Source organism: Pandoraea captiosa (assembly GCF_902459775.1).
Taxonomy (GTDB): Bacteria; Pseudomonadota; Gammaproteobacteria; order Burkholderiales; family Burkholderiaceae; genus Pandoraea; species Pandoraea captiosa.
Genome location: NZ_CABPSQ010000003.1, coordinates 590,504 through 614,074, shown reverse-complemented (window position 1 = coordinate 614,074; position 23,571 = coordinate 590,504). Strand labels below are relative to the sequence as shown.

Here is a 23,571-nt window from a genome sequence, read left to right as displayed (position 1 = left end):
TTATAGTCCGCTGTTTTCTAAGGAAATTCTGGTCGGGGTGAGAGGATTCGAACCTCCGGCCTCTACGTCCCGAACGTAGCGCTCTACCAGGCTAAGCTACACCCCGCTTCGATACTGCTACTTCGCTAAGTGCGTCGCGCTATCGAGTAAGAACATAATTCTAGCAGGCTATTTTTGTAATGGGAAGAGGGAAGTGCAGAAATTATTTGCGCGGCCGCATCTGCCTCTTCCTTCGCGCGTGCCAGCGTGTAGTCGAGCGCACCCGTGCGCGTGATCGCAGCGAGGATCGGCTCGAATTTGTCCGTGCCGCCGTTCTCGATCGCTTCGCGCACGAGAGCGCGTTCTTCGTCCGTGCCGTGCTGAAGCACATGGATCAGCGGCAGCGTCGGCTTGCCTTCGCGCAAATCGTCGCCCGCGTTCTTGCCCATCGCGTCGGTGTCGCCGGCGTAGTCGAGCCAGTCGTCCATCAATTGGAAGGCGGTGCCCAGACGACCGCCATACTCGCGCACGGCGGCTTCCGTCTGCGCGTCGGCGTTGGCGAGCACGGCGGCGAGCTGCGTGGCTGCCTCGAACAGCGTGGCCGTCTTGTACTTGATGACCTGCAGGTAACGGGCCTCGTCCACGTCCGGGTCGTGCATGTTCAGCAACTGCAGCACTTCGCCTTCGGCGATCACGTTGGTGGCGCGCGCCAGAATCTGCATCACGCGCATGTTGTCCACGCTCACCATCATCTCGAAGGAGCGCGAATACAGGAAGTCGCCGACCAGTACCGAAGCGGCGTTGCCGAACAGCGCGTTGGCCGTCTGCTTGCCACGACGCAAGTCCGATTCGTCGACGACGTCGTCGTGCAGCAGCGTGGACGTATGGATGAATTCGATGACTGCGGCGAGCTCGTAACGCGCCGGCGAGTTCACGCCAAGCGCGCCTGAGACGAGCAGCAGCAATGCCGGGCGCAGTCGCTTGCCGCCCGAATTGATGATGTACTCCGAGATCTGATTGATCAGGACCACCTCGGAGGCCAGCCGGTGGCGGATAAGCTGGTCGACGGCACGCATGTCGTCGGCGATGGCGGCCAGTACGTTCTGGGAAGAAGTCGAAGCAGTCAAGACAAGGCTCGGGTGAGGAAAAATTCGCCCCAAATTATATAGTGGGTGCGGCCACTTTCGGGCACCAGAGCCGCGGAATGACTGGCGTCATGGAAGTCTTTGACGCAAAAGGAGAAAGTCTGTATAATTCCCCGTTTTCGTGCGCGCATTCGCTGCGCAAGGTCCGAAAATACTTAGGTATGACGGGCTGCGGCAGTGCGATCGACCGGTAAGTCGAGTCCTTTCGGGACCCTCGGTCTGCGCGGAAATTCTCTTGTTTATGAGTGAGGTTCAACAATGTACGCGGTCATAAAAACCGGCGGTAAGCAATATAAGGTTGCTGCTGGCGAAAAGCTCAAAGTAGAACAGATACCGGCTGACATTGGCGCTGAAATCACCATCGACCAGGTTCTCGCCGTCGGCGAGGGTGAATCGATTAAGTTCGGTGCGCCGTTGGTCAGTGGGGCTTCCGTCAAGGCTACCGTTATCGCCCAGGGTCGTCACCCCAAGGTGAAGATTTTCAAGATGCGCCGTCGCAAGCACTACCAAAAGCGTCAAGGCCATCGCCAAAACTACACCGAGCTGCGCATCGACAGCATCAACGGCTAATCGATCGAGCTAGGTAAGGAGTTAAGTCATGGCACACAAAAAAGCAGGCGGATCGTCCCGTAACGGCCGCGATTCCGAGTCGAAGCGCCTTGGCGTGAAGGTGTACGGCGGTCAGGCGATCCTGGCTGGCGGCATCATCGTTCGCCAACGTGGTACTCGTATGCATGCTGGCGAAAACGTCGGCATCGGTAAGGACCACACGCTGTTTGCACTGGCCGACGGCCACGTGCAATTCGCCGTCAAGGGCGCAGCGAAGAAGCAAGTGGTTAGCGTGGTGCCGGCAGCGTAAGCTAAGCCTTTTGCCACCAAAAGGCTCCGCTCTCATGCGGAGCCTTTTTTGTTTGTCCCGCCGGCGCGCAGCGAACTTGTCGCGCCCGAAGCGGGTCATTGAACAGTATTCAGGATCGTCTGCGGACGGTCGTTAAGCGGGGCGGACCCACATGAAATTCATAGACGCAGCACGAATCGAGGTGATCGCCGGGAACGGCGGCAACGGCTCGGCATCGATGCGCCGTGAGAAATTCGTGCCGTTCGGCGGACCTGACGGCGGCGACGGCGGTCGCGGCGGCAGTGTGTTTGCCGTGGCGGATCGCAATATCAATACCCTGATCGATTACCGTTATTCGAAGAAGCATCTGGCGAAGAACGGTGAATCCGGTCGCGGTTCGGACTGTTACGGCAAGGGCGGGGACGACATCTTCCTGCGCATGCCGGTCGGCACGATCATCACCGACATGGACACCGGCGAGACCATTGCCGACCTGACCGAGCACGGTCAGGAAGTCGTGCTCGCGCAAGGCGGCGCGGGCGGTCTGGGCAACCTCCACTTCAAGTCGAGTACGAACCGGGCGCCGCGTCAGAAGACCGACGGTAAACCCGGCGAGCGCCGCATGCTCCAGCTCGAGCTCAAGGTGCTCGCGGACGTCGGTTTGCTCGGCATGCCCAATGCGGGCAAGTCGACGTTCATCGCGTCGGTGTCGAATGCGCGTCCGAAAATCGCGGATTATCCGTTCACGACATTGCACCCGAACCTGGGCGTCGTGCGTACCGCGCCGGGCAAGAGTTTCGTGATCGCCGACATTCCGGGGTTGATCGAAGGTGCGGCGGAAGGCGCCGGCCTCGGTCACCAGTTCCTGCGTCACTTGCAGCGCACCGGTCTGTTGCTGCATATCGTGGACATTGCACCGTTCGACGAGGGTGTCGATCCGGTCGCGGATGCCAAGGCCATCGTCCTCGAACTGCAAAAGTACGACGAGGAACTGTTCCAGAAGCCGCGTTGGCTGGTGCTCAACAAGGTCGATATGGTGCCCGAAGCGGAGCGCATCGAGCGCGTGGCCGACTTCAAGAAGCGTTTCGGCTGGGATGGCCCGACCTTTGAAATCTCCGCGCTGACGGGCGAGGGTTGCGAGAAGTTGTGTCTCGCGGTGCAGGAATACCTGTATCAGCAACGTGGCGCCGTCGAAGAGGCGATCGAAGATGCCGCTGCCGACCCGCGTTTTCGCGCAGGCAGCGCAGCGCCGGAAGGTGCTGTAGCACCACAAAGCCCAACGGACGACACGCCAAAGGCGTAAACTCCACATCACTCAAACGCTGGCGCTGACGTTCCGGATATGGAGCGCCAACGCCAGCGATCCGGCTGCTGTGGCCCGATGAGAGATGACCGGTGCGCCGCGTCATTCCGGCCTCGGCGGTCCCGTCTTCCCAATACATCCGCAGGAGAATCCAGTTCCATGCGTTCGGTCATCGCCGATGCCAAGCGGCTCGTGGTGAAAGTGGGATCCAGTCTCGTGACCAACGACGGTCGCGGTCTGGATGATGTTGCCATTGCGCGTTGGGCGCAGCAGATCGCCGCTTTGCGGCACGGGGGCGATGGTCGCCTGCCAAAGCAGGTCGTGCTCGTGAGTTCGGGTGCGATCGCGGAGGGCATGCAGCGCCTGGGCTGGGCGCGACGCCCGAAGGCCATCGACGAGTTGCAAGCCGCCGCTGCCGTGGGCCAGATGGGCCTCGCGCAGGTCTACGAGACGCGTTTCGCCGAACATGGCGTGCGAACGGCGCAGATTCTGCTCACGCATGCCGACCTGGCCGATCGCGAACGCTACCTGAACGCGCGCACGACGTTGCTCACACTGTTGCGCCTCGGTGTGGTGCCGATCATCAACGAGAACGACACTGTCGTGACGGATGAAATCAAGTTCGGCGACAACGACACGCTGGGCGCGCTCGTCACGAACCTGATCGACGGCGACGCGCTCGTCATCCTCACCGACCAGTCGGGCCTGTATACCGCCGATCCGCGAAAGCACCCGGATGCCGAATTCGTGCATGAGGCCGAAGCCGGGGACGAACGTCTCGAGGCGATGGCCGGCGGCGCGGGCACCAATATCGGCCGCGGCGGCATGCTGACCAAGATCCTGGCGGCCAAGCGCGCGGCGACGAGCGGCGCACATACCGTGATCGCTTCGGGCCGGGAGGCTGACGTGCTGGTGCGGCTGGCCGGCGGCGAAGCCATCGGCACGCAACTGGTCGCACGCACGGCGGTACTCACTGCGCGCAAGCAGTGGATGGCCGATCATCTCCAGGTGCGTGGTCGCGTCGTGATCGACGCGGGCGCGTGCAAGAAACTGGTGGAAGAGGGCAAGAGCCTGTTGCCGATCGGTGTGATCGACGTCGAAGGCACGTTCGCGCGTGGCGAGGTCATCTCCTGCGTGGATGAAGCCGGTCACGAGGTCGCGCGTGGATTGTCGAACTACAGCGCCTCGGAGGCACGCCTCATTCGCCGTCACCCAAGCAGCGATATCGAGCAGGTGCTGGGTTTCGCGAACGAGCCGGAGTTGATACATCGCGACAACCTGATCTTGCGCTGAGCCTCTCGCACCGAGGCGCAGCGCGGCCCAGGAAAAAACGCCGGCACGAGATTTGACGTGACCGGCGTTTTTTTATGGCGGCCTTCCGGCGAAGATGTGGAAGATACGATCTTCGCCAGATCGGCTATCGGCGGGTTTCAGCGCCCCTCAGCACCGACCGGCGCCGCCAAGTGCCAGCAGGCGCCGATTAGTACCGGATTGGTGCCGATTAGCGATATGCGGCGGGCGTCGTCGGATAGCGCAGGTTTTGCACGATATCCTTGGCGGTGCCATACGGCGTCTTGTCCTGGCAGAGGAAGTCGCGATAAAGAATGCCCTGATAGGCGGTCGAGCCGTACGGCTTGATGGGACGCCATTCGCTGTTGCGTGCAGCGACCCACGTGCCATCCGGGCGGCCGGTGGCGTAAAGGCGCGATTCGAACGTCGCGCAATGCATGCCTTCGTACGAAACGTTACGCGCGCCTTCCTTGCTGCGAATGACGGCGACATAGCGCACCACGCCGTCTTCGCGTGTGACTTCGATGGACTTCGCGTCGATGGCGTAGTCGAGCGACGAATTCGGCAGCGTGGGGAAACTGATGAGATCTGCGTCCTGCGGCGCAGTGGTCGGCAGCTTGAATTCCGCTTCCTTCCATTTGCCCTTGTTGGCCTCCTGCTGAGCCAGGTACTCGTCAAAGTCCTGGACGGGCTGCGACGTGCTGCTGCATGCGGCCACCAACGCAAGGGCGGCCAAAGAGACGAGCGTGGCCAGGCGCGGGGCGCGGCGGGCGAGGAAAGGGCGCATGGAAATGTGGTTGAGTGATCAGAAAAAAGCGGGCGCGGGCATGATGCCCGCGACCGGTATTGAGACAGGCCGACAGCCGCGCGGTTCAGTGCTCCCGACGGTGCCGGGCGTCGGCGCTGTCCGCATTGCCCGCGTTGCCTGGGGTGGCGGCCGACTCTACCGTGCCGCCGCAGTCAGCGCTGCCGAGGCCGTCGTCCCGCCCGTGCGAGGCGTCCGTGGCGCCCGGCGGCATCTCGCCGACCCGGGCCCCGGCGCGCGGAAACCGTCGCCGGTCCTGCTGGGCGCGCGCGGCCGAGCGTCGCAGATAGCGCGAGAGTTCGTTCAGCGCGAGCTGATAGACCTCGCGCTTGAACTCGATCACCGCGTCGAGCGGCACCCAGTATTCGTTCCAGCGCCAGGCGTCGAACTCCGGATGATCGGTCGCGCGAAGGCAAATATCGCAGTCGCGTCCGACCATGCGCAGCAGGAACCAGATCTGCTTCTGGCCCCGGTAATGTCCGCGCACTTCGCGTTTGATGAATTTGTCCGGCACCTCATAACGCAGCCAGTCGCGTGTGCGACCGATGATTTTGACGTGTTCTGGCTTTAGCCCGGTTTCCTCGTGCAATTCTCGGAACATGGCCTGTTCTGGCGTTTCGCCGTACTTGATGCCGCCTTGCGGGAATTGCCAGGAGTGCTCGCCCAGCCGCTTGCCCCAGAACACTTCATTGCGTGCGTTTAAGAGGATGATGCCGACGTTCGGGCGAAAGCCTTCACGGTCCAGCATACAACCACCCTTGAATCCTTTAAAATTGCTTCGATTATAAACAGATAATCACCGGCGCGGCGGCCGGCGGCGGCTCGGGCAACCGGGGCGGCGCGTACGGCCGGCGGGAGTCTCAGGGGCTGCGAAGACAGCATCGTGACTCCGTGGTCCCCGCTTCGGCGCAACAGACCGAACCGCCGCGTGCGCCGCTGACCCTATTTTTTCCCGGAAATCTGCATGAAAGCCTCTCGTTTCTTCATCGGCACCCTCAAGGAAGCTCCCGCCGACGCCGAAATCGTCAGCCACAAGCTGATGATGCGCGCCGGCATGATTCGCCGCGTCGCCGGCGGTATCTACGATTACCTGCCGATCGGGCTGCGCTCGATCCGCAAGGTCGAAGCCATCGTCCGTGAAGAAATGAATCGCGCCGGCGCGCTCGAATTGCTCATGCCAGCCGTGCAGCCGGCAGAACTGTGGCAGGAATCGGGCCGCTGGGAGAAGTACGGCCCGGAACTGCTGCGCCTGAAGGACCGCAACGATCGCGAATTCGTCGTCGGCCCGACCCACGAAGAAGTGGTGACGGACATCGCGCGTCGCGAAATCAAGAGCTATCGTCAGTTGCCGGTGAACTTCTATCAGGTGCAGACGAAGTTCCGTGACGAAATCCGTCCGCGTTTCGGCGTGATGCGCGGTCGCGAATTCATCATGAAGGACGCCTACTCCTTCGACAAGGATCGTGCCGGCCTGCAAGCGTCTTACCAGAAGATGTTCGACGCCTACGTGCGCATCTTTACCCGCCTGGGTCTGGAATTCCGCGCTGTGGTGGCAGACAACGGCTCCATCGGCGGCTCGGGCTCGCACGAGTTCCACGTGATCGCCGAGACGGGTGAAGACGCCATCGCCTACTGCCCGACGTCGGACTATGCCGCGAACGTCGAGATGGCCGAAGCGCTGCCCCCGCAGGGCGAGCGCGCCGCGCCTGCCGAAGCCATGACCAAGACGGCAACGCCGGGCAAGGCAAAGTGCGAGGCAGTGGCCGAACTGCTCTCGATCCCCCTGCAACGCACGGTCAAGTCGATCGTGCTCGCCACGGACAGCGATGCGGGCACCACCGTCTGGCTGCTGTTGCTGCGCGGCGATCACGAACTCAACGAAATCAAGGCAAGCAAGGTGCCGGGTCTGTCTGATCTGCGTTTTGCCACCGAAGCCGAAATCGTCGAATGGTTCGGCACGCCGCCGGGCTACCTCGGGCCGATCGGCACGAAGAAGCCGGTGAAGCTTGTGGTCGACCGCAGCGTTGCGCACATGAGCGATTTCGTCGTGGGCGCGAACGAGAAGGACTTCCATATCACGGGCGTGAACTGGGGCCGCGATCTGCCGGAACCGGAAATCGTGGCCGATCTGCGCAACATCGTGCCGGGCGACGCTTCGCCGGACGGCAAGGGTGAGATCGCGCTGTGCCGCGGTATCGAAGTCGGTCACGTGTTCCAACTGGGCACGAAGTATTCCGACGCCATGAATGCCACGTTCCTCGACGAAACGGGCAAGCCCGCGCCGATGGAGATGGGTTGCTACGGCATCGGTATTACGCGCATTCTCGGGGCGGCCATCGAACAGAACTTCGACGAGCGCGGCATCATCTGGCCGGAATCGATCGCACCGTTCGAAGTGGTGCTGTGCCCGATGGGCTACGACCGCAGCGAGGCCGTGCGTGCGGCCGCCGACAAGCTGTACGAAGATCTGCTGGCCGCCGGTATCGACGTGATTCTGGACGACCGTGGCGAGCGTCCTGGCGTGATGTTTGCCGACTGGGAACTGATCGGTGTGCCGCACCGCGTGGTGATCGGTGACCGTGGCCTGAAGGAAGGCAAGATCGAGTATCAGGGCCGTCGCGACACGGAAGCCCAGCTCCTCGATGCGGCAACCGTCGCGGAAGTCGTGACCGGCAAGGTGCGTGCCGCCAAGGGTGTTTGAGCGACGCGGCATGACGTCACGCTAATGCTTAATGCCTAATGCGCGATGCCTGAGGCTAATTGCATCAGGCACGTTGGCGACGGCGTCTTCCCCGCCGGCTCGGAACGGCATCACCTGACGGCAGTCGCGTAGGCGGCTGCCGTTTTTTTCGCCCGTTGCCCCTGAACCTTTGAAGTTTCTGACCACTCGGAAAGCGTCGTTCGTATGGAATACACGTTCGCGTCGGCCACCGTGCTGCTGCTGCTCATCACCGATCCGTTCGGTAACATCCCCATTTTCGTAAACGCACTGAAGAACGTGCCGGCCGCCCGACGGCCGCGGGTGATCGTGCGAGAAGTGTTGATTGCGTTTGCGATCCTGCTGATTTTCATGCTGGTCGGCGAGCGCTTTTTGCGCATGATGAGTCTCACCGACCTGTCGCTGCAACTGGCAGGCGGGATCGTGCTGTTCCTCATCGCACTGCGCATGATCTTTCCGCGCCCGGACAGCGGCAGCTTGCCGGATGCCGGTGAACCGCTCATCGTGCCGCTCGCGATTCCGGCATTGGCGGGCCCGTCGGCGCTCGCGACCGTCATGCTGCTCGTGTCGCAGCAACCGGGCCGCATGCTCGAGTGGATCACCGCGCTGAGTGTGACGATGCTCGTGTGTGCGGTCGTGCTGCTGCTGGCCGATCGCATCGAGCGCTGGTTAGGGTCGCGAGTGGTGGCGGCGTTCGAGCGGCTGATGGGGCTGATTCTGGTCGCGATTTCGGTCGAGATGATCCTCAAAGGCGTGAAGGTGTTCGTCCACCAGTTCTGATCGGATGTCTCGCTAACGGCCGTTTTCGCGCCCGCCGGCGAGTGCAGGGGCGCGAAGCAACACGCGCCCAAAAGAAAAGGGACCTGAGGAAGGTCCCTTTCTGTGCCTGACGGGCGCAGATGCCGCGCCGGCCATCGCTCGGAAATCAGCGCGGCGTCGTCAGCGCGCGAATCGCCGGCAGATTGCGCCAGTAGCCCTTGGCGTCCATGCCGCAGCCGAAGACATAGCGATCAGGCACGGTGAAGCCGCAGAAATCCGGATGCGAGGGCTTTTCCTTGGTCAACAGCTTCTCGCACAGCACGGCGCTGTAGAACTTCGATGCACCCATCTCCAGAATGCGGTCGCGAATGGCCGCCATGGTGGCGCCTTCGTCGAGGATGTCGTCGAGCACGAGCACGACGCGGTCGCGGACGGAGTCGCGCGGCGCCACGCGCCACTGCATTGCACCGCCGGTGGTCGTGTTGTTGTAGCGCGAGAGATGGATGTAGTCGAACTCGAGCGGGAAGTCGAGACGCGGCAACAGCATGCCGGTGAAGACGGCGGCGCCGCCCATGACCGACAGCACCATCGGAAAGTCGTCGCCAACGGCTGCCTTGATGGCCTTGGCCATCGTGTCGACGGAGCGGTTGACCTCGTCGGCGGAGACGATTTCTTCGGAATTACGGAATACTTCGAGGGCTTCTTCGCGGTTCATATGGGGCGACCCTGTGGAACGGTGTTGCGGGTGATTCGCTAATTGCGGCCCGGAGTATATCGGGAAAACGCAGCGCAGACTTCCCGAGCGTAATCCCTGCCGCCAGTGCGCGACCGGATGAGACCTGATCAGCGCATGCCGGGCATCATGCCCTTCATGCTGCGCATCATCTTCATCATGCCACCGCCTTTGAGTTTCTTCATCATGGTGCGCATCTGATCGTACTGATTGAGCATACGGTTGACTTCCTGCACCTGAACGCCCGCGCCGGCAGCAATGCGGCGCTTGCGGCTCGCCTTGATCAGCTCGGGCTTGGCACGCTCGGCGGGCGTCATCGAATTGATGATGCCCTCCATGCGTCGCACCTGCTTTTCGGCCTGATCCATGTTGGTCTGGCTCGCGGCCGCCTGAAACTGCGCCGGCAGCTTGTCCATGAGCGACGAGAGGCCGCCCATCTTCTTCATCTGGCCGATTTGCGCCTTGAAGTCGTTCAGATCGAAGTCGCCGCCTTTCTTGACCTTGTCCGCGAGTTTCTGGGCGGCCTGGACGTCGACGCCACGTTGCGCTTCCTCGACGAGGGCGAGAATGTCGCCCATGCCGAGAATCCGGTTGGCCATGCGGTCCGGATGGAAGACTTCGAGGCCGTCGAGCTTTTCGCCCACGCCCACGAACTTGATCGGCTTGCCCGTAATGTGGCGCACGGACAGCGCGGCGCCGCCGCGCGAGTCGCCGTCGAGCTTGGTGAGCACCACGCCGGTGAGCGGCAGCGCGTCGTTGAAGGCGCGGGCGGTGTTCACGGCGTCCTGACCGAGCATGGCGTCGACGACGAAAAGCGTTTCGATCGGTTTCAGTTCGGCATGCAGGGCGCTGATTTCCTGCATCATCGCTTCGTCGATACCGAGACGGCCGGCCGTGTCCACGAGCAGCACTTCGTGGTGATGGCGACGTGCCCAGTCGACGGCTGCGCGGGCGATGTCGACCGGCTTCTGGTCAGGCTGGGACGGGAAGAAGTCGGCGTCGACCTGCTTCGTGACCGTTTCCAACTGCGCGATAGCGGCCGGACGGTAGACGTCGGTGGAAACGGTCAGGACTTTCTTCTTCTGGGCGCGCAGCAGCTTGGCGAGCTTGCCGACGGTGGTGGTCTTGCCCGCGCCCTGCAAACCGGCCATCAGAATGATGGCGGGCGGCGTGGTGGCGAGATTGAGTTCGGCGGCGCGGCCTTCGTAATCGCCGCCCATGAGCGCCGTGAGTTCGCGCTGAACCACGCCAACGAGGGCCTGGCCGGGCGAAAGGCTGGAAATGACTTCCTCGCCGAGGGCCTTTTCCTTCACCTTGGCGATGAAATCGCGCACCACCGGCAGGGCGACGTCGGCCTCGAGCAGGGCGAGGCGCACTTCGCGCAGCATTTCCTGCGTGTTGGCCTCGGTCAGCCGGGCTTCGCCGCGCAGCGTCTTGACGACTTTGGCAAGCCGCGTAGTGAGATTGTCGAGCATGAAACGTATCCTGTAAGACCAACAGCGGCCTTGTTTGCCTGTCCCCCGGCCGACTGACCGTGCGGTCAATTGGGATTCATGGCGGTGACAAGCACGGCAGCGCGCCCCTCATGGGCTGGTGTAAACTTCAAACATGACTATTTTACTGTATGCGCTGACCGCCATCCTCTACGCCGGGTTGGCGGTTTGTTCGTGGCAGGGATACCGGCGCGACGCCGCGCTCGCTCTCGCGGGCGGCCAGGTCGCGCCTGCCCCTGTCACGGGCACGCCCTCGCGCTGGCCGATGCAGCTCTCGCTGTTCGCGGCGCTCTTGCTGCACGGGGTGCTGCTGCATCAGACCATCTTCCGCGCAGACAGCATGCACTTCGGTTTTGCGTACATGCTTTCGGCCATGTTGTGGCTCTCGGTCGGCATCTACTGGATCGAGAGTTTCTTCTTTCCGCTCGACAGCCTGCGACTGATGGTCACACCCGTGGCCGCCGTCGCGTGCCTGTTGCCGATGATCTTCCCGGACGTGCGGATTCTCGGCTTTGCGGCGGATCCGATTTTCAAGGCGCACTTCATCATCGCGAACATGGCCTATGGGCTGTTCGCGCTGGCGGCGCTGCATGCGTTGCTGATGCTCTATGCCGAGCGACAACTGCACCCGTCACGTGGCCTCGAGGCGACCGGCTGGCTGTCTCGCTGGCTCGAGACCCTGCCGCCGCTGCTCACGATGGAGAAGCTGTTGTTCCGCCTGATCGGCGCGGGGTTCGTCCTGCTCACACTGACGTTGATTTCGGGCGTGATGTTCTCCGAGGCGCTGTTCGGGCGCGCGGTGCGCATCGATCACAAAACCGTGTTCGCGGTGGTGTCGTGGCTGATGTTCGGCGCGGTGCTGCTCGGGCGGCATTTTTACGGGTGGCGCGGCAAGGTCGCGCTGCGTTGGGTTCTGGCGTCGTTCGTGGCGCTGTTGCTGGCGTATGTCGGTTCTCGCTTCGTGCTTGAGGTGGTGCTGCATCGCATGACGGAGACTTGAAGCGCGATGCGCAATATCCTGCTGTTACTGTTGCTCTTGATTGCCGGGACGTGGTGGATGCGTCACAACGAACGCAAGCGCAATGCCGGGCGTCCCGGGCAGAACGAACGCATGCGTACGCCACCGGGCGGGGAGGGGCGCACGAGCGCGCGTCAGTCGTTGCCGCCCGCGGAGCGCATGGTGCGTTGCAGCGAGTGCGATACCTATCTTCCCGAAAGTGAGTCGCTGGCCGGCGCCGGCGGCACGCACTTTTGCAGTGCCGCGCATCGCGACGCTTACCTGACGCGCGAACACCGCGTCTGAGCCTGGCTGCGCGAACCGCTCGCGCAGCGTTTCCGTCACATGGCGCTGCGCCTCGCATTGCCGCCATCTTCTGTCTGTCATTGTGCGATATCAGCCGACGCCCATTCGGATGCGGCGGCTTGCGCATGCGTGTCGCATGCACTAAAACACAGTAACTGACCCCGTCCATAACAGCCATAACGAAGGGGCGCGACGACAGGAGGGCGCAATATGCTAATGCGCAAACGGATGTATTTCCTTCTTCCCGATCTGGCGAGTGCCCAGCGCACGATGAGCGACTTGTTGCTCGCCCGGATCGAGGAGCGTCACATCCACTTCATGGCACGTGACGAAATGGACCTGGAGGGACTGCACGAGGCTAACCTCCTACAGACTTCCGATATCGTGCACGGCGCAGAAGCCGGACTCGTGATCGGTGGCTTCTGTGGGCTGGCAGTCGGTGCAGTCGCCGCGTTTTTCCCCATCGTGGGCACGCGTCCCCAGTGGGAACTGATGATTGTGACGGCCCCGCTCGGTGCGCTTTTCGGCGCGTGGGTGTCGAGCATGATCGGGGTTTCCGTGCCGAATTCGCGGCTCAAGGCATTTCGTGAGCCGATGGAGCGCGGCATGATCCTGCTCATGGTCGACGTGCGCGAGAGCCGCGTGGACGAGATTCGCGACATGCTCAAGGAGCATCACCCCGAGGCGCACATGGAGGGTGTCGAGGCAGCGATTCCGGCGTTCCCGTGATTGGGAGCGACGTCGGAGTCGAGGCAGGAAGCGAAACAGGAAGCGAGGCAGAAAGCGAAGCGAGGGAGATGCGCGAGACGCGGCAAGCGCAGTGCAAAAGTGTACACGACGGTGTATGCGACGGCGTCCACCAACGTGTTTTACCGGCCGGCAACGGCCATTGGCGTCGCCCCTGTGAGCGGCGCGGGATGGTGTGCGTGTCTTGCAGGCGATGCCGGACACGAGCGCAGCGCCATCCCCGGGCGTGGACACGCCCACGGAAGCCTCTCGGCCCGGTTTGGCGAGAGGCTTCTTCTTTGGGAATTCCCCTTTTATTTTTTGACTTGTTTCAGACGATGCCCCGCGTGACACTGGCCCGATGGCCCCGTGCCGAACGGATCTCACCCCGCGTCGGTTACCGGCGGGGTCACGCCAAGTGGGCTACAATGCCACCCCTCGCTCTACGGGAGTTCGCTGTGCCCGTCATGCTCCAGTCATCTGCATCCCCTAACGTTGCGCACCGACCGAAAGACCGTTCCGCTGAGTCGGCTGAGTCGGCTGAGTCGACTGAGTCGGCTTTGCGGCGAGGTGACGCGTGAACGCGCCGGACAAGCTGCCGGTCTTCACGCTCGACGCCGAAGGCTGGGTCCGGCAAGCCGAGCGCCTGCCGTCGCCGAATTTCGACGGACGTCCGCAGAACATGCCCATCGGCTTGCTCGTGGTGCACAACATTTCGCTGCCACCCGGGCAATTCGGCGGCGACGAAATTCCTGCGTTCTTCCAGAACCGGCTCGATCACGATGCGCATCCGTTCTTCGACGAGATTCGTGGCGTGCACGTCTCGTCGCACTTTCTGGTGCGGCGCGATGGTGCGTTGCAACAGTTCGTGTCGTGCGATGCGCGGGCGTGGCACGCCGGGGCGTCGTCGTTCGAAGGGCGCACGCGTTGCAATGATTTTTCCATTGGCGTTGAACTGGAAGGTACCGACGACCTGCCTTTTACCGCCGAGCAGTACGTAACGCTGGCGGCGCTCACCCGCGTTTTGCGCGAGCGTTATCCGATTCAAGCCGTGGCCGGGCATGCCGATATAGCACCTGGCCGCAAGACGGATCCGGGGCCGCATTTCGAATGGCAGCGGTTGCGTCGAATGGCGGCGTTGGCGCCGGAGGCGTTGCCGTTCCAGCCGAACGATTAACCCTCACCCGGGGGCAGGTTTTGCTTGACACGAAGACGGCGCGGGCCTTCCCGGGACACAAATTTTTGATTTTGCGGAGTGCGTCATCTCCACTATACTTAGTGCCAATCCGGTCGCTGACCACTACATATAGTGGTCGGTGACGGGAAGCAGGATCCATCAATACCGTGCTTGCCCCGCGGCGTTTTATGGGGCGGTACAGCAGCAAAGCCGTGCAGCGGACACCTCGAACCCTTGGCCGTCCGTCGGTCGTGCGGTGTTCAGCACTTCGCTCCATCGGCGCCCCCAGGGCGCATTTTTGCCGACTTGGTACTTCGTATTAGCTGGTGGAAGTGCGCTAACAGCACCATCTCATTGGAACGGGAGTTTTTACATGCAGACTAACGAAAACCTCACCCGCCCGAACCCGACGCCCGCCACGAACGCTGGCAGCGGCACGGGTGCGTCGGCGCCCCAGACGACGGGCGCATTCGAGCCGGCAACCAACGCCGACTTCAAAGTGATTCGACGCAACGGCGCGGTGGTGGGTTTCGAGCCGTCGAAGATCGCGATCGCCGTGACCAAGGCGTTCCTTGCCGTGAACGGCGGTCAGGGTGCGGCTTCGGCGCGCGTACGCGAACTCGTGGAACAGTTGACGCAGAACGTCGTGCGCGCGCTGGTGCGCAGCCGTCCGAACGGCGGCACGTTCCACATCGAAGACATTCAGGATCAGGTCGAACTCGCTCTCATGCGCGAAGGCGAGCACAACGTGGCGCGCGCTTACGTGCTGTACCGCGAGAAGCGTTCGCAAGAGCGTGCGAGCGCGGGCGAGACCACGCAAGAGGCGGCAACGCCCGACACCCCGGTGCTGCATGTCACCGACAACGGTGTGACGCGCCCGCTCGACATGGCGGCGCTGCGTAACGTGGTGAAGGCGGCTTGCGAAAACCTCGGCAGTGAAGTCACCGCCGAGCCGATCCTGACCGAAACCATCAAGAACCTGTACGACGGCGTGCCGCTGTCGCAGGTCTACGATTCGGCGATCCTCGCCTCGCGTACCCTCATCGAGAAGGAACCGGCTTACAGCCAGGTCACCGCGCGTATCCTGATGCACACGATCCGTCGCGAGATTCTTGGCGAAGAGGTGCCGCAGGCCGAAATGGCCGCGCGTTACATCGAGTACTTCCCGCGCTTCATCAAGCAAGGCGTCGACGCCGAACTGCTCGACGAGCAACTGCTCTCGTACGACCTGGGCAAGCTGGCTGCCGCGCTCGACGCGAACCGCGATCTGCAATTCAACTACCTTGGCCTGCAGACGCTGTACGACCGCTACTTCCTGCACATCGAAAACCATCGCATCGAAATGCCGCAGGCATTCTATATGCGTGTGGCGATGGGGCTGGCCCTGAACGAAGTCGAGCGCGAAGCGCGTGCGATCGAGTTCTACCAGATCCTGTCGAGCTTCGACTTCATGAGCTCCACGCCGACGCTGTTCAACTCGGGCACGCGTCGCTCGCAGCTCTCGTCGTGCTACCTGACGACCGTCTCGGACGATCTGGAAGGCATTTACGAAGCGCTCAAGGAAAACGCGCTGCTCTCGAAGTTCGCCGGCGGCCTGGGCAACGACTGGACGCAGGTTCGCGCACTCGGCTCGCACATCAAGGGCACGAACGGCAAGAGCCAGGGCGTGGTCCCGTTCCTGAAGGTAGTCAACGACACGGCCGTGGCCGTGAACCAGGGTGGCAAGCGCAAGGGCGCGGTCTGCGCCTATCTGGAAACGTGGCACCTGGATATCGAAGAATTCCTGGAACTGCGCAAGAATACGGGTGACGATCGTCGCCGCACGCACGACATGAACACGGCGAACTGGATTCCCGATCTGTTCATGAAGCGCGTGATGGAAGGCGGTGAATGGACGCTGTTCTCGCCGTCGACCTGCCCGGATCTGCACGACAAGTTCGGCAAGGCGTTCGAGCAGGCCTACACGGCCTACGAAGAGAAGGCCGCGCGCGGCGAAATCAAGCTGTTCAAGAAGGTGCCGGCGCAAGCGTTGTGGCGCAAGATGCTGGGCATGCTGTTCGAGACCGGCCATCCGTGGATCACGTTCAAGGATCCGTGCAACATCCGCTCGCCGCAGCAACACGTTGGCGTGGTGCACTCGTCGAACCTGTGCACGGAAATCACGCTCAATACGAGCGATACGGAAATCGCCGTGTGTAACCTCGGCTCGGTGAACCTCGTGGCTCACCTGAAGCAGACGGCCAACGGCTACGAGCTGGATCACGAGAAGCTGCAACGCACCATCCGTGTGGCGATGCGCATGCTCGACAACGTCATCGACATCAATTACTACGCGGTGGCGAAGGCGCGCAATTCGAACCTGCATCACCGTCCGGTGGGCCTGGGCATCATGGGCTTCCAGGACTGCCTGCACCTGCTGCGCACGCCGTACGCGTCGAACGCCGCCGTCGAGTTCGCCGACCGTTCGATGGAAGCGGTTTGCTACTACGCTTACTGGGCGTCGACCGAGCTGGCAAAGGAACGTGGTCAGTACTCGTCGTACAAGGGCTCGCTGTGGGATCGTGGCATCCTGCCGCAAGACTCGCTCAAGCTGCTCATGGAAGAGCGCGGCGGTTACGTCGACGTCGACCTGTCGAGCACGCTCGACTGGGACAGCCTGCGCAAGCACATCGCCTCGCACGGTATGCGCAACTCGAACTGCGTGGCGATCGCCCCGACGGCGACCATCTCGAACATCATCGGCGTCTCGGCCTGTATCGAGCCGACGTTCCAGAACCTGTATGTGAAGTCGAACCTGTCGGGCGAATTCACGGTGGTCAACGAGTATCTGGTGCGTGACCTGAAGGCCCGCGGTCTGTGGGACGAAGTGATGGTCGCCGATCTGAAGTATTTCGACGGTTCGCTTGCCCGCATCGACCGCGTGCCGGCCGATCTGCGCGAGATTTACGCCACGGCGTTCGAAGTTGAGCCGAAGTGGCTGGTCGAGGCAGCGTCGCGTCGTCAGAAGTGGATCGATCAGGCGCAGTCGCTCAATATCTATATGGCGGGCGCCTCGGGCAAGAAGCTCGACGAGACGTACAAGCTGGCCTGGACGCGTGCGCTGAAGACCACGTACTACCTCCGTACGATGGCGGCCACGCACGTCGAGAAGTCGACGGTGAGCCATGGTGCGCTCAACGCGGTGCCGAGCTCGGGTGGTGTGTCGGGCGGCTTCTCCGCCGAACCGACCTCGCCGCTGGCCCAGCCGATGCCGGAAGCCGAAGGCGCGGTCTGCACGATGCGTCCGGGCGACCCGGGCTTCGAAGAGTGCGAGGCTTGCCAGTAAGCCGGGTGTGATGCGTGCCGCATTCGACATGCGGCGCGCCATCGAAAAACCCCGCCGGCCCGAAAGGACGGCGGGGTTTTGCTTTGCATGGACACTCGGATTGGATTCCTGTGGGGCCTGGGCGGCCCGTGGATCCTGCGGGATTCCGGCCGGATGAGGTCAGGCCGGGCCACGCCAGATCACGCCGGGTCACGCCAAGTCGATTCGCATCGACAGATCCAGCGTCTGGCCGTGACCGAGCACGACGTGATCGTTGTCGAACTCCCCGACTCGATGCGTGGACGGTTCCAGGCAGAGGTAGGGGCGTCCGGCGGGGGAGTGCAGCACGAGCCACGTTGCGTCGTCGCTGCGCACCGTGGCGGCGCGCAGGCCGCCGGCATAGTCGATGCGCGCTTCGAAGCGACCCGACTCGGCAGGCACTTCGGCAAACCAGGTCGAGCGTCCGCCCGTATCGAGGCCGCCACCGACCGACACCACCTCCATCGGCCCCACGTGCACGCGTTGCTCGCTGGGCCAGCGAATCTCCTCCGAAGGGGAGCGCCAGAGCGCCTCGGACTCGAAGGTCAGGCGCGCGCCCGCGGGCCAGCGGAAGTACGGATGCAGGCCGAGCCCGGCGGGCATCTCCTGCGTCGAGAGATTCGTCAGCGAGAGCTGCATGTCGACGCCATGCTCGTCGAGCGTGACCGACAGATACGCCTGATAGTGCCAGGGCCACGCCGGCTGTGCGGGACAGTCGAGTTGCAGCACGCAGCAATGCGGGCTTTCGTCGACGACCTCCCATTCGCGCCGCAGCCCCCAGCCGTGCAGCGAACTGGATGCGACCGGCGCTTCGTGAACGGCGATCGTGCGCCCGCGCCAGTGCAGCGTGTCGTCGCGCAACATATTGGTATACGGCAGCATGGGAAACGCACCGGCCTTCGGCCATTCGTCGGAGGAAAATGGCGCATCGCCAAGCGGCACGAGGTAGTCGAACAGGTCGCCGCGCGTGTCGCGTCGCGCGAGTCGCGAGAGGCGAGCGCCACAACCGGGCTGCACCTCGGCGATCAGGGCGCCTCTGGCGAGACGAACCGGTTTGCCGGGCGTGAGGGTGGATGGGGTGAGCGGTGGCGAATCCGGTTGGCCAGCCCGGTGCTGTGCGCCTTCGGCGCCTGTGGATGTCATCGTCGGTATCTCCTTCATCGGCGTCGAGAGATGGTGAGGTGGCGCGGGCCGGAATCTGTCGCTGCGGTCTCGCGTCGTGACGCCTGCCGCACAGCATACGCCAATGCGAGGGCGTGTCATTTTGATGCAGTGCAAACGCTGTCGCGCGCGGCGGTTTCATGGCAAGATGCCGATCCCGCAAGGCTGGAGGCCCGCCCCATGCGGAATACTCGAAAACACTAGGTATTGTGGTGGTGGCATAACCCACCACAATATATGGTGTCGACGGGGTGGAATGAGTGACAGTATTGTGCTAAATTGGAGTCATTCGATCGACGTCGGGAGGTCATGATGTTGCAAGACAACGGTTGCAGCTCCCACACCGGCGTCATCGGTCAAATTAGCGCGAAAGCGAATCTGCTTTACCCCCAACACCAAGCGTTACCTTCAGCGGATTTTTCGTCGTCATCGTCAAGTTGACGGCTGCACTATCGGCAATTTTTTCGTCGGCCCTTCGTCACCGAACGGCTGATCTGTCAATTCGGCGATGCGCGTCTCGCGGCGTGTATTGCATCAACCTGAACGGACCGAGACCCTATGCTTAACTGGGAAGAAGACACCACCACCGCCAAGCCCGCTGCTCCCGCCGCACCGGTGACGCCGGCTGCGCCTGCTTCGAACATTCTGGGCACGCAAGACGACACACCGCACACGATCGCCTCGCAGTCGACGCGCCGCGTGAGCGCCTCGGACAAGCGCGTGATCAACGGCACGACGGACGTGAACCAGCTGGTGCCGTTCAAGTACAAGTGGGCATGGGAAAAGTATCTGGCCGGTTGCGCCAACCACTGGATGCCGCAGGAAATCAACATGTCGCGCGACATCGCCCTGTGGAAAGACCCGAACGGCCTGACCGAAGACGAGCGCCGCATCATCAAGCGTAACCTCGGCTTCTTCGTGACGGCAGACTCGCTCGCCGCCAACAACATCGTGCTGGGCACGTACCGCCACATCACCGCGCCCGAGTGCCGCCAGTTCCTGCTGCGTCAGGCGTTCGAAGAGGCGATCCACACGCACGCATATCAGTACATCGTCGAGAGCCTCGGGCTGGACGAAGCCGAGATCTTCAACGCGTATCACGAAGTGGCGTCGATTCGCGACAAGGACGAATTCCTGCTGCCGTTCATCGAAGTGGTCGCCGATCCGTCGTTCAAGACGGGGACGCAGGAAGCCGACCAGAAGCTGCTGCGTTCGCTGATCGTGTTTGCCTGCATCATGGAAGGTCTGTTCTTCTACGTGGGCTTCACGCAGATTCTGGCGCTGGGTCGTCAGAACAAGATGACCGGTGCTGCGGAGCAATATCAGTACATCCTGCGCGACGAGTCGATGCACTGCAACTTCGGCATCGACCTGATCAACCAGGTGAAGCTGGAAAACCCGAACCTCTGGACGCCGGAGTTCCGCGAAGAGATTCGCGAGCTGTTCAAGAAGGCCGTCGAGCTTGAGTATCGCTATGCTGAAGACACGATGCCGCGCGGCGTGCTGGGTCTGAACGCGGGCATGTTCAAGAGCTATCTGCGCTTCATCGCGAATCGTCGTTGCGCGCAAATCGGTCTCGAAGCGCTCTACCCGAACGAAGAAAATCCGTTCCCGTGGATGAGCGAGATGATCGACTTGAAGAAGGAACGCAACTTCTTCGAAACGCGAGTGATCGAGTACCAGACCGGTGGCGCGCTGAGCTGGGACTAAGTGTTGACCCGGTGTTCGCTCACGTGCGAGTGAGCACCGAACGAAAAATGGATGTGTCGCGCAACGCGAGCATCCATGCGGGTTTCAAGAGGGTGGTGTGTGCGTGCGTTGCACGCGCGACTGACGCAATGAGCAGTCGAAGATGTGGCGCGAGTCACGCACATCATCCTCACTCGCACGTTGAAGTTGCCTCTCGACAAACGCATCGCGCGCATCGACATGCGAGTGTGATGTGCATCAAATACAACAGATTGACTTCTTCGTTACGATTGATGTGCGCTTTTTTACGCACAAAGTATTAACATCGCATCACAAAAGAATTATTATTCGCTCAAATAAATTGCAGTCTCGATGAACACACGAAAGCACTCACTGCTTTCCTCCCGCGACAGAGAGCTGGTAGTTACGGAGCGTAAAAACCTTGGTGCATAGCAAGCAGTATCGCTTATCCGCTATCGCAAACTCCTCCATCCCGATGACGGGACAGGCAAGCTACCCCCCGAAGAATCTGGCGAACTCCCTTTCTCAAGACAATCGAATTGCTGGCGGCAATGTCGCCGGCAATTTTTTTGCGCGCGTGACCACACACGGTCCGCGTCATGCGCGCAGCGCCGAATTCATTAGCGTAAGCCGTCGAAGTCCGATGCGTACGCCGATGAATAGCCCGCTCGCCGGCGGTTCCCGCACGGTGGTCGGGTTTCCTTCTCAGGTAGTTTCGTTTGAGTGATCTTTCACGTTAAGGAGTAATGTGATGGCTACTACTGCTAAGAAAAAACCCGCAGCAAAGAAGGCTGTTGCCAAGAAGCCGGTAGCGAAGAAGGCTGCTGCTGCCAAGAAGCCTGTCGCCAAGAAGGCTGTTGCCGCTAAGAAGCCGGCAGCGAAGAAGGCCGTTGCCGCCAAGAAGCCGGCAGCCAAGAAGGTCGCCGCCAAGAAGCCGGCAGCCAAGAAGGTTGCAGTGAAGAAGGTTGCCGCCAAGAAGCCGGTCGCCAAGAAGGCAGCAGTGAAGAAGGTCGCCGCCAAGAAGCCGGTCGCGAAGAAGGCAGCAGCGAAGAAGGTTGTCGCCAAGAAGCCGGCCGCCAAGAAGGCCGTCGCCAAGAAGGCAGCTGCCAAGAAGCCGGCCGCCAAGAAGGCTGTCGCTGCCAAGAAGCCTGCTGCGAAGAAGGCCGCTGCCAAGCCTGCTGCGAAGAAGGCTGCTGCGAAGAAGCCGGCCGCCAAGAAGGCTGCCGCCAAGCCTGCTGCGAAGCCTGCCGCTGCGAAGAAGCCTGCTGCCAAGAAGCCGGCCGCGAAGAAGGTTGCCGCCAAGCCTGCTGCTGCTCCCGCAGCACCGGCCGCTGCACCCGCAGCTGCAAAGACGACGCTGAACCCGGCAGCGGCATGGCCGTTCCCGACCGGCAGCCGTCCGTAATTCGAGTGCCGATGCAGGAACCAAGGCACTTAGGTGTCTTTTGATCGAGTAGGCCTACTCGATCCGAAACCCGCTGTGATGAGCGATCGTCACAGCGGGTTTTTTCATGCGGAAACGAAAACGGGCGGCCGAAGCCGCCCGCGATGTCGGGACATCGACGCAGGTCAGTGCGTCACACGTGTCACGCCACCGCTCGAGAGCAGACGCACGCGCTGCCCCGGCTGAAATGCCTCGTCGGCATCTTGCGTAATGGCCCGCAACTCGCCGTTGTCGAGGCGCACGGTGATTTCCAGCCCGGCCTTCTTGCTCATGCGGCTCTCGATCGCCTGACCCGCCACTGCACCGAGCAGACCGCCGACGATACCCGTCGCAATCGAGCCGCGGCCGCCGCCGATGGCGCTACCACCGATAGCGCCCAGCGCACCGCCACCGGCAATGCCGAGAATGCCCGGGTCGCCGTTGCTGCTGTCGATCGTGACCGGACGCACCGATTCGACCGTGCCCATACGCACGACCTGTTCGCGTTGTGCCTGACGGCTGCTGTAGACGCTTGCCGAGTTGCTCGGACCGAACGCCGTGCAGGCGGACAGCGAGAGCGACGCGGCGGCGGCGATGAGAATGAGCGGTGTGGTGAGTCGTGCCATCGTTGTGCCTTTCCTTAAATCATTCGAAGCGGTGGCCGAACGCTTCTTCATATTGCGCTTCGATTTCCGAGCGCGTGGGTGCATAGGTCTGCGGGCCCTGCTCGGCGATCTTGAGCGAACCCATCAGGCTGGCCAGGCGGCCAGTGGTCGGCCAGTCGAGGCCCTTCTCGATGCCATAGAGCAAACCGCCACGGAATGCGTCGCCGCACCCGGTGGGGTCGACGACACGCTTGGCGGTCACGGCAGGAATGTCGTGTTGCTTGCCGCCGGCGAAGATCTGGGCCCCGTGTTCTCCGCGCGTGACGACAAGTGCCTCGACACGCGACTGAAGGTCTTCCATCGACAGTCCGGTCTTCGTGCTGAGGAGCTTGGCTTCGTAGTCGTTGACCGCAAGATACGTTGCGAGTTCCACCATGCGACGCAGTGCCTCGGGCGTGAGCAACGGCAGGCCCTGACCCGGATCGAAGACGAAGGGCACGCCGGCTTCTGCGAAACCTTCGGCGTGGGTGAGCATGGCATCCGGGGCGTCCGGGGCGACGATGCCGAGCGTGGCGCCCTTGGCATCGGCCACGCGGTTGCGCGCCGAGAACATCATCGCGCCGGGGTGGAAGGCGGTGATCTGGTTATTGTCCAGATCGGTCGTGATCATCGCATTGGCCGTCATGCTGTCCGTGACCGTGCGCACGAATTCCGTCGTCATGCCGAGCGACTGGAATCGCTCCAGGTATGCCGCGCCATCTTCGCCGACCGTGGCCATGACGACGGGCGTGCCGCCGAGCAGTTTCAGGCTGTAGCCGATATTGCCGGCGCAACCGCCGAAGTTGCGGCGCATTGTCGGCACGAGGAAGCTGACGTTCAGGATGTGCACCTGATCAGGCAGGATATGTTCGCCGAAGCGCCCTTCGAACGTCATGATGTTGTCGTAGGCCAGCGAGCCGCAGATCACGGTAGTCACGGGAATTTCCTTGCGAAAAGTAAGCGGGGGAAGAGCCAACGGAGGATCGCCGACGGTGATGACCGGTCATGCTGTCCTGCGCC

The 23,571-nt window shown here is 62.3% G+C and carries 21 protein-coding genes and 1 tRNA gene; 13 read left to right on the top strand and 9 right to left on the bottom strand.

Features of this window, described 5'->3' with window-relative positions; translation table 11 throughout:
- Positions 1-29: 29 nt before the first annotated feature.
- A tRNA-Pro gene (locus PCA31118_RS13380) sits at positions 30-106 on the bottom strand.
- Between the two features lie 19 nt (positions 107-125).
- Entirely contained in the window at positions 126-1,055 is a 930-nt protein-coding gene (locus tag PCA31118_RS13375; RefSeq protein WP_246190221.1) for a polyprenyl synthetase family protein, read from the bottom strand.
- 327 nt (positions 1,056-1,382) lie between these two features.
- Here PCA31118_RS13375 and rplU point away from each other — a divergent pair, with 327 nt between their 5' ends.
- The 4 genes from rplU (at position 1,383) to proB (ending at position 4,558) form a co-directional block, all read left to right on the top strand.
- Positions 1,383-1,694, top strand: a complete 312-nt coding sequence (rplU, locus tag PCA31118_RS13370; protein ID WP_010803930.1) for a 50S ribosomal protein L21 — start codon at positions 1,383-1,385, stop codon at positions 1,692-1,694.
- Between the two features lie 28 nt (positions 1,695-1,722).
- Positions 1,723-1,983 (top strand): 50S ribosomal protein L27, encoded by a 261-nt coding sequence (gene rpmA, locus PCA31118_RS13365; RefSeq protein ID WP_010803931.1) that lies wholly within the window; start codon positions 1,723-1,725, stop codon positions 1,981-1,983.
- Between the two features lie 151 nt (positions 1,984-2,134).
- Positions 2,135-3,265, top strand: coding sequence for an Obg family GTPase CgtA (gene cgtA / locus PCA31118_RS13360; protein WP_150625642.1), 1,131 nt, complete (start codon positions 2,135-2,137; stop codon positions 3,263-3,265).
- 159 nt (positions 3,266-3,424) lie between these two features.
- The gene (gene proB / locus PCA31118_RS13355; protein WP_150625641.1) at positions 3,425-4,558 is read left to right on the top strand and encodes a glutamate 5-kinase; all 1,134 of its coding nucleotides are present in this window, start codon (positions 3,425-3,427) and stop codon (positions 4,556-4,558) included.
- A gap of 208 nt (positions 4,559-4,766) precedes the next feature.
- On the opposite strand, the gene PCA31118_RS13350 is transcribed toward proB, so the two are convergent.
- Positions 4,767-5,342: a CNP1-like family protein gene (locus PCA31118_RS13350; RefSeq protein WP_150625640.1), complete on the bottom strand. Its 576-nt coding sequence runs from the start codon at positions 5,340-5,342 to the stop codon at positions 4,767-4,769.
- Between the two features lie 85 nt (positions 5,343-5,427).
- On the bottom strand, positions 5,428-6,108 hold the full coding sequence (locus tag PCA31118_RS13345; protein ID WP_425495354.1) for an RNA pyrophosphohydrolase: 681 nt from the start codon (positions 6,106-6,108) through the stop codon (positions 5,428-5,430).
- Between the two features lie 216 nt (positions 6,109-6,324).
- On the opposite strand from PCA31118_RS13345, the gene PCA31118_RS13335 reads away from it, so the two are divergent.
- Complete coding sequence (locus PCA31118_RS13335; RefSeq protein WP_150625638.1) at positions 6,325-8,061, top strand: proline--tRNA ligase; 1,737 nt, start codon at positions 6,325-6,327, stop codon at positions 8,059-8,061.
- A 204-nt stretch (positions 8,062-8,265) separates the two neighbouring features.
- Positions 8,266-8,859, top strand: coding sequence for a MarC family protein (locus PCA31118_RS13330; protein WP_150625637.1), 594 nt, complete (start codon positions 8,266-8,268; stop codon positions 8,857-8,859).
- Between the two features lie 145 nt (positions 8,860-9,004).
- Here the strand turns inward: PCA31118_RS13330 and PCA31118_RS13325 are convergent, their stop codons facing one another.
- Positions 9,005-9,553, bottom strand: a complete 549-nt coding sequence (locus tag PCA31118_RS13325; RefSeq protein ID WP_150625636.1) for a hypoxanthine-guanine phosphoribosyltransferase — start codon at positions 9,551-9,553, stop codon at positions 9,005-9,007.
- A 128-nt stretch (positions 9,554-9,681) separates the two neighbouring features.
- Positions 9,682-11,046: a signal recognition particle protein gene (ffh, locus tag PCA31118_RS13320; RefSeq protein ID WP_069340961.1), complete on the bottom strand. Its 1,365-nt coding sequence runs from the start codon at positions 11,044-11,046 to the stop codon at positions 9,682-9,684.
- A 133-nt stretch (positions 11,047-11,179) separates the two neighbouring features.
- Here ffh and PCA31118_RS13315 point away from each other — a divergent pair, with 133 nt between their 5' ends.
- From PCA31118_RS13315 to PCA31118_RS13295, 5 genes are all read left to right on the top strand, one after another.
- Positions 11,180-12,064, top strand: coding sequence for a cytochrome C assembly family protein (locus tag PCA31118_RS13315; RefSeq protein ID WP_150625635.1), 885 nt, complete (start codon positions 11,180-11,182; stop codon positions 12,062-12,064).
- Between the two features lie 6 nt (positions 12,065-12,070).
- The gene (locus PCA31118_RS13310; RefSeq protein ID WP_150625634.1) at positions 12,071-12,367 is read left to right on the top strand and encodes a PP0621 family protein; all 297 of its coding nucleotides are present in this window, start codon (positions 12,071-12,073) and stop codon (positions 12,365-12,367) included.
- 216 nt (positions 12,368-12,583) lie between these two features.
- A complete protein-coding gene (locus PCA31118_RS13305) occupies positions 12,584-13,096 on the top strand; it encodes a DUF1269 domain-containing protein (protein WP_150625698.1) in 513 nt (170 codons plus the stop codon).
- Between the two features lie 574 nt (positions 13,097-13,670).
- Complete coding sequence (ampD, locus tag PCA31118_RS13300; RefSeq protein WP_150625633.1) at positions 13,671-14,270, top strand: 1,6-anhydro-N-acetylmuramyl-L-alanine amidase AmpD; 600 nt, start codon at positions 13,671-13,673, stop codon at positions 14,268-14,270.
- 373 nt (positions 14,271-14,643) lie between these two features.
- Complete coding sequence (locus PCA31118_RS13295; protein WP_150625632.1) at positions 14,644-17,595, top strand: ribonucleoside-diphosphate reductase subunit alpha; 2,952 nt, start codon at positions 14,644-14,646, stop codon at positions 17,593-17,595.
- 189 nt (positions 17,596-17,784) lie between these two features.
- Here PCA31118_RS13295 and PCA31118_RS13290 read toward each other — a convergent pair whose 3' ends face one another.
- The gene (locus tag PCA31118_RS13290; protein WP_174990451.1) at positions 17,785-18,756 is read right to left on the bottom strand and encodes an aldose epimerase family protein; all 972 of its coding nucleotides are present in this window, start codon (positions 18,754-18,756) and stop codon (positions 17,785-17,787) included.
- Positions 18,757-19,332: 576 nt separating this feature from the next.
- On the opposite strand from PCA31118_RS13290, the gene PCA31118_RS13285 reads away from it, so the two are divergent.
- Both PCA31118_RS13285 and PCA31118_RS13280 read left to right on the top strand, forming a co-directional pair.
- Positions 19,333-20,484: a ribonucleotide-diphosphate reductase subunit beta gene (locus PCA31118_RS13285; RefSeq protein ID WP_150625630.1), complete on the top strand. Its 1,152-nt coding sequence runs from the start codon at positions 19,333-19,335 to the stop codon at positions 20,482-20,484.
- Between the two features lie 751 nt (positions 20,485-21,235).
- Positions 21,236-21,889, top strand: coding sequence for a histone H1-like repetitive region-containing protein (locus PCA31118_RS13280; RefSeq protein WP_044457130.1), 654 nt, complete (start codon positions 21,236-21,238; stop codon positions 21,887-21,889).
- 164 nt (positions 21,890-22,053) lie between these two features.
- On the opposite strand, the gene PCA31118_RS13275 is transcribed toward PCA31118_RS13280, so the two are convergent.
- Both PCA31118_RS13275 and PCA31118_RS13270 read right to left on the bottom strand, forming a co-directional pair.
- Positions 22,054-22,533: an outer membrane lipoprotein gene (locus PCA31118_RS13275; RefSeq protein WP_150625629.1), complete on the bottom strand. Its 480-nt coding sequence runs from the start codon at positions 22,531-22,533 to the stop codon at positions 22,054-22,056.
- A 19-nt stretch (positions 22,534-22,552) separates the two neighbouring features.
- Positions 22,553-23,488 carry a carbohydrate kinase family protein gene (locus tag PCA31118_RS13270; protein ID WP_044457128.1) on the bottom strand — a complete coding sequence of 312 codons (936 nt, stop codon included), beginning with the start codon at positions 23,486-23,488 and terminating at the stop codon, positions 22,553-22,555.
- Positions 23,489-23,571: the final 83 nt, after the last annotated feature.

Bases quoted from the DNA above. Each gene is read 5' to 3' on its own strand.
- PCA31118_RS13375 (WP_246190221.1), bottom strand. From the start codon at position 1,055: ATGCGTGCCGTCGACCAGCTTATCCGCCACCGGCTGGCCTCCGAGGTG.
- rplU (WP_010803930.1), top strand. From the start codon at position 1,383: ATGTACGCGGTCATAAAAACCGGCGGTAAGCAATATAAGGTTGCTGCT.
- rpmA (WP_010803931.1), top strand. From the start codon at position 1,723: ATGGCACACAAAAAAGCAGGCGGATCGTCCCGTAACGGCCGCGATTCC.
- cgtA (WP_150625642.1), top strand. From the start codon at position 2,135: ATGAAATTCATAGACGCAGCACGAATCGAGGTGATCGCCGGGAACGGC.
- proB (WP_150625641.1), top strand. From the start codon at position 3,425: ATGCGTTCGGTCATCGCCGATGCCAAGCGGCTCGTGGTGAAAGTGGGA.
- PCA31118_RS13350 (WP_150625640.1), bottom strand. From the start codon at position 5,342: ATGCGCCCTTTCCTCGCCCGCCGCGCCCCGCGCCTGGCCACGCTCGTC.
- PCA31118_RS13345 (WP_425495354.1), bottom strand. From the start codon at position 6,108: ATGCTGGACCGTGAAGGCTTTCGCCCGAACGTCGGCATCATCCTCTTA.
- PCA31118_RS13335 (WP_150625638.1), top strand. From the start codon at position 6,325: ATGAAAGCCTCTCGTTTCTTCATCGGCACCCTCAAGGAAGCTCCCGCC.
- PCA31118_RS13330 (WP_150625637.1), top strand. From the start codon at position 8,266: ATGGAATACACGTTCGCGTCGGCCACCGTGCTGCTGCTGCTCATCACC.
- PCA31118_RS13325 (WP_150625636.1), bottom strand. From the start codon at position 9,553: ATGAACCGCGAAGAAGCCCTCGAAGTATTCCGTAATTCCGAAGAAATC.
- ffh (WP_069340961.1), bottom strand. From the start codon at position 11,046: ATGCTCGACAATCTCACTACGCGGCTTGCCAAAGTCGTCAAGACGCTG.
- PCA31118_RS13315 (WP_150625635.1), top strand. From the start codon at position 11,180: ATGACTATTTTACTGTATGCGCTGACCGCCATCCTCTACGCCGGGTTG.
- PCA31118_RS13310 (WP_150625634.1), top strand. From the start codon at position 12,071: ATGCGCAATATCCTGCTGTTACTGTTGCTCTTGATTGCCGGGACGTGG.
- PCA31118_RS13305 (WP_150625698.1), top strand. From the start codon at position 12,584: ATGCGCAAACGGATGTATTTCCTTCTTCCCGATCTGGCGAGTGCCCAG.
- PCA31118_RS13295 (WP_150625632.1), top strand. From the start codon at position 14,644: ATGCAGACTAACGAAAACCTCACCCGCCCGAACCCGACGCCCGCCACG.
- PCA31118_RS13290 (WP_174990451.1), bottom strand. From the start codon at position 18,756: ATGACATCCACAGGCGCCGAAGGCGCACAGCACCGGGCTGGCCAACCG.
- PCA31118_RS13285 (WP_150625630.1), top strand. From the start codon at position 19,333: ATGCTTAACTGGGAAGAAGACACCACCACCGCCAAGCCCGCTGCTCCC.
- PCA31118_RS13280 (WP_044457130.1), top strand. From the start codon at position 21,236: ATGGCTACTACTGCTAAGAAAAAACCCGCAGCAAAGAAGGCTGTTGCC.
- PCA31118_RS13275 (WP_150625629.1), bottom strand. From the start codon at position 22,533: ATGGCACGACTCACCACACCGCTCATTCTCATCGCCGCCGCCGCGTCG.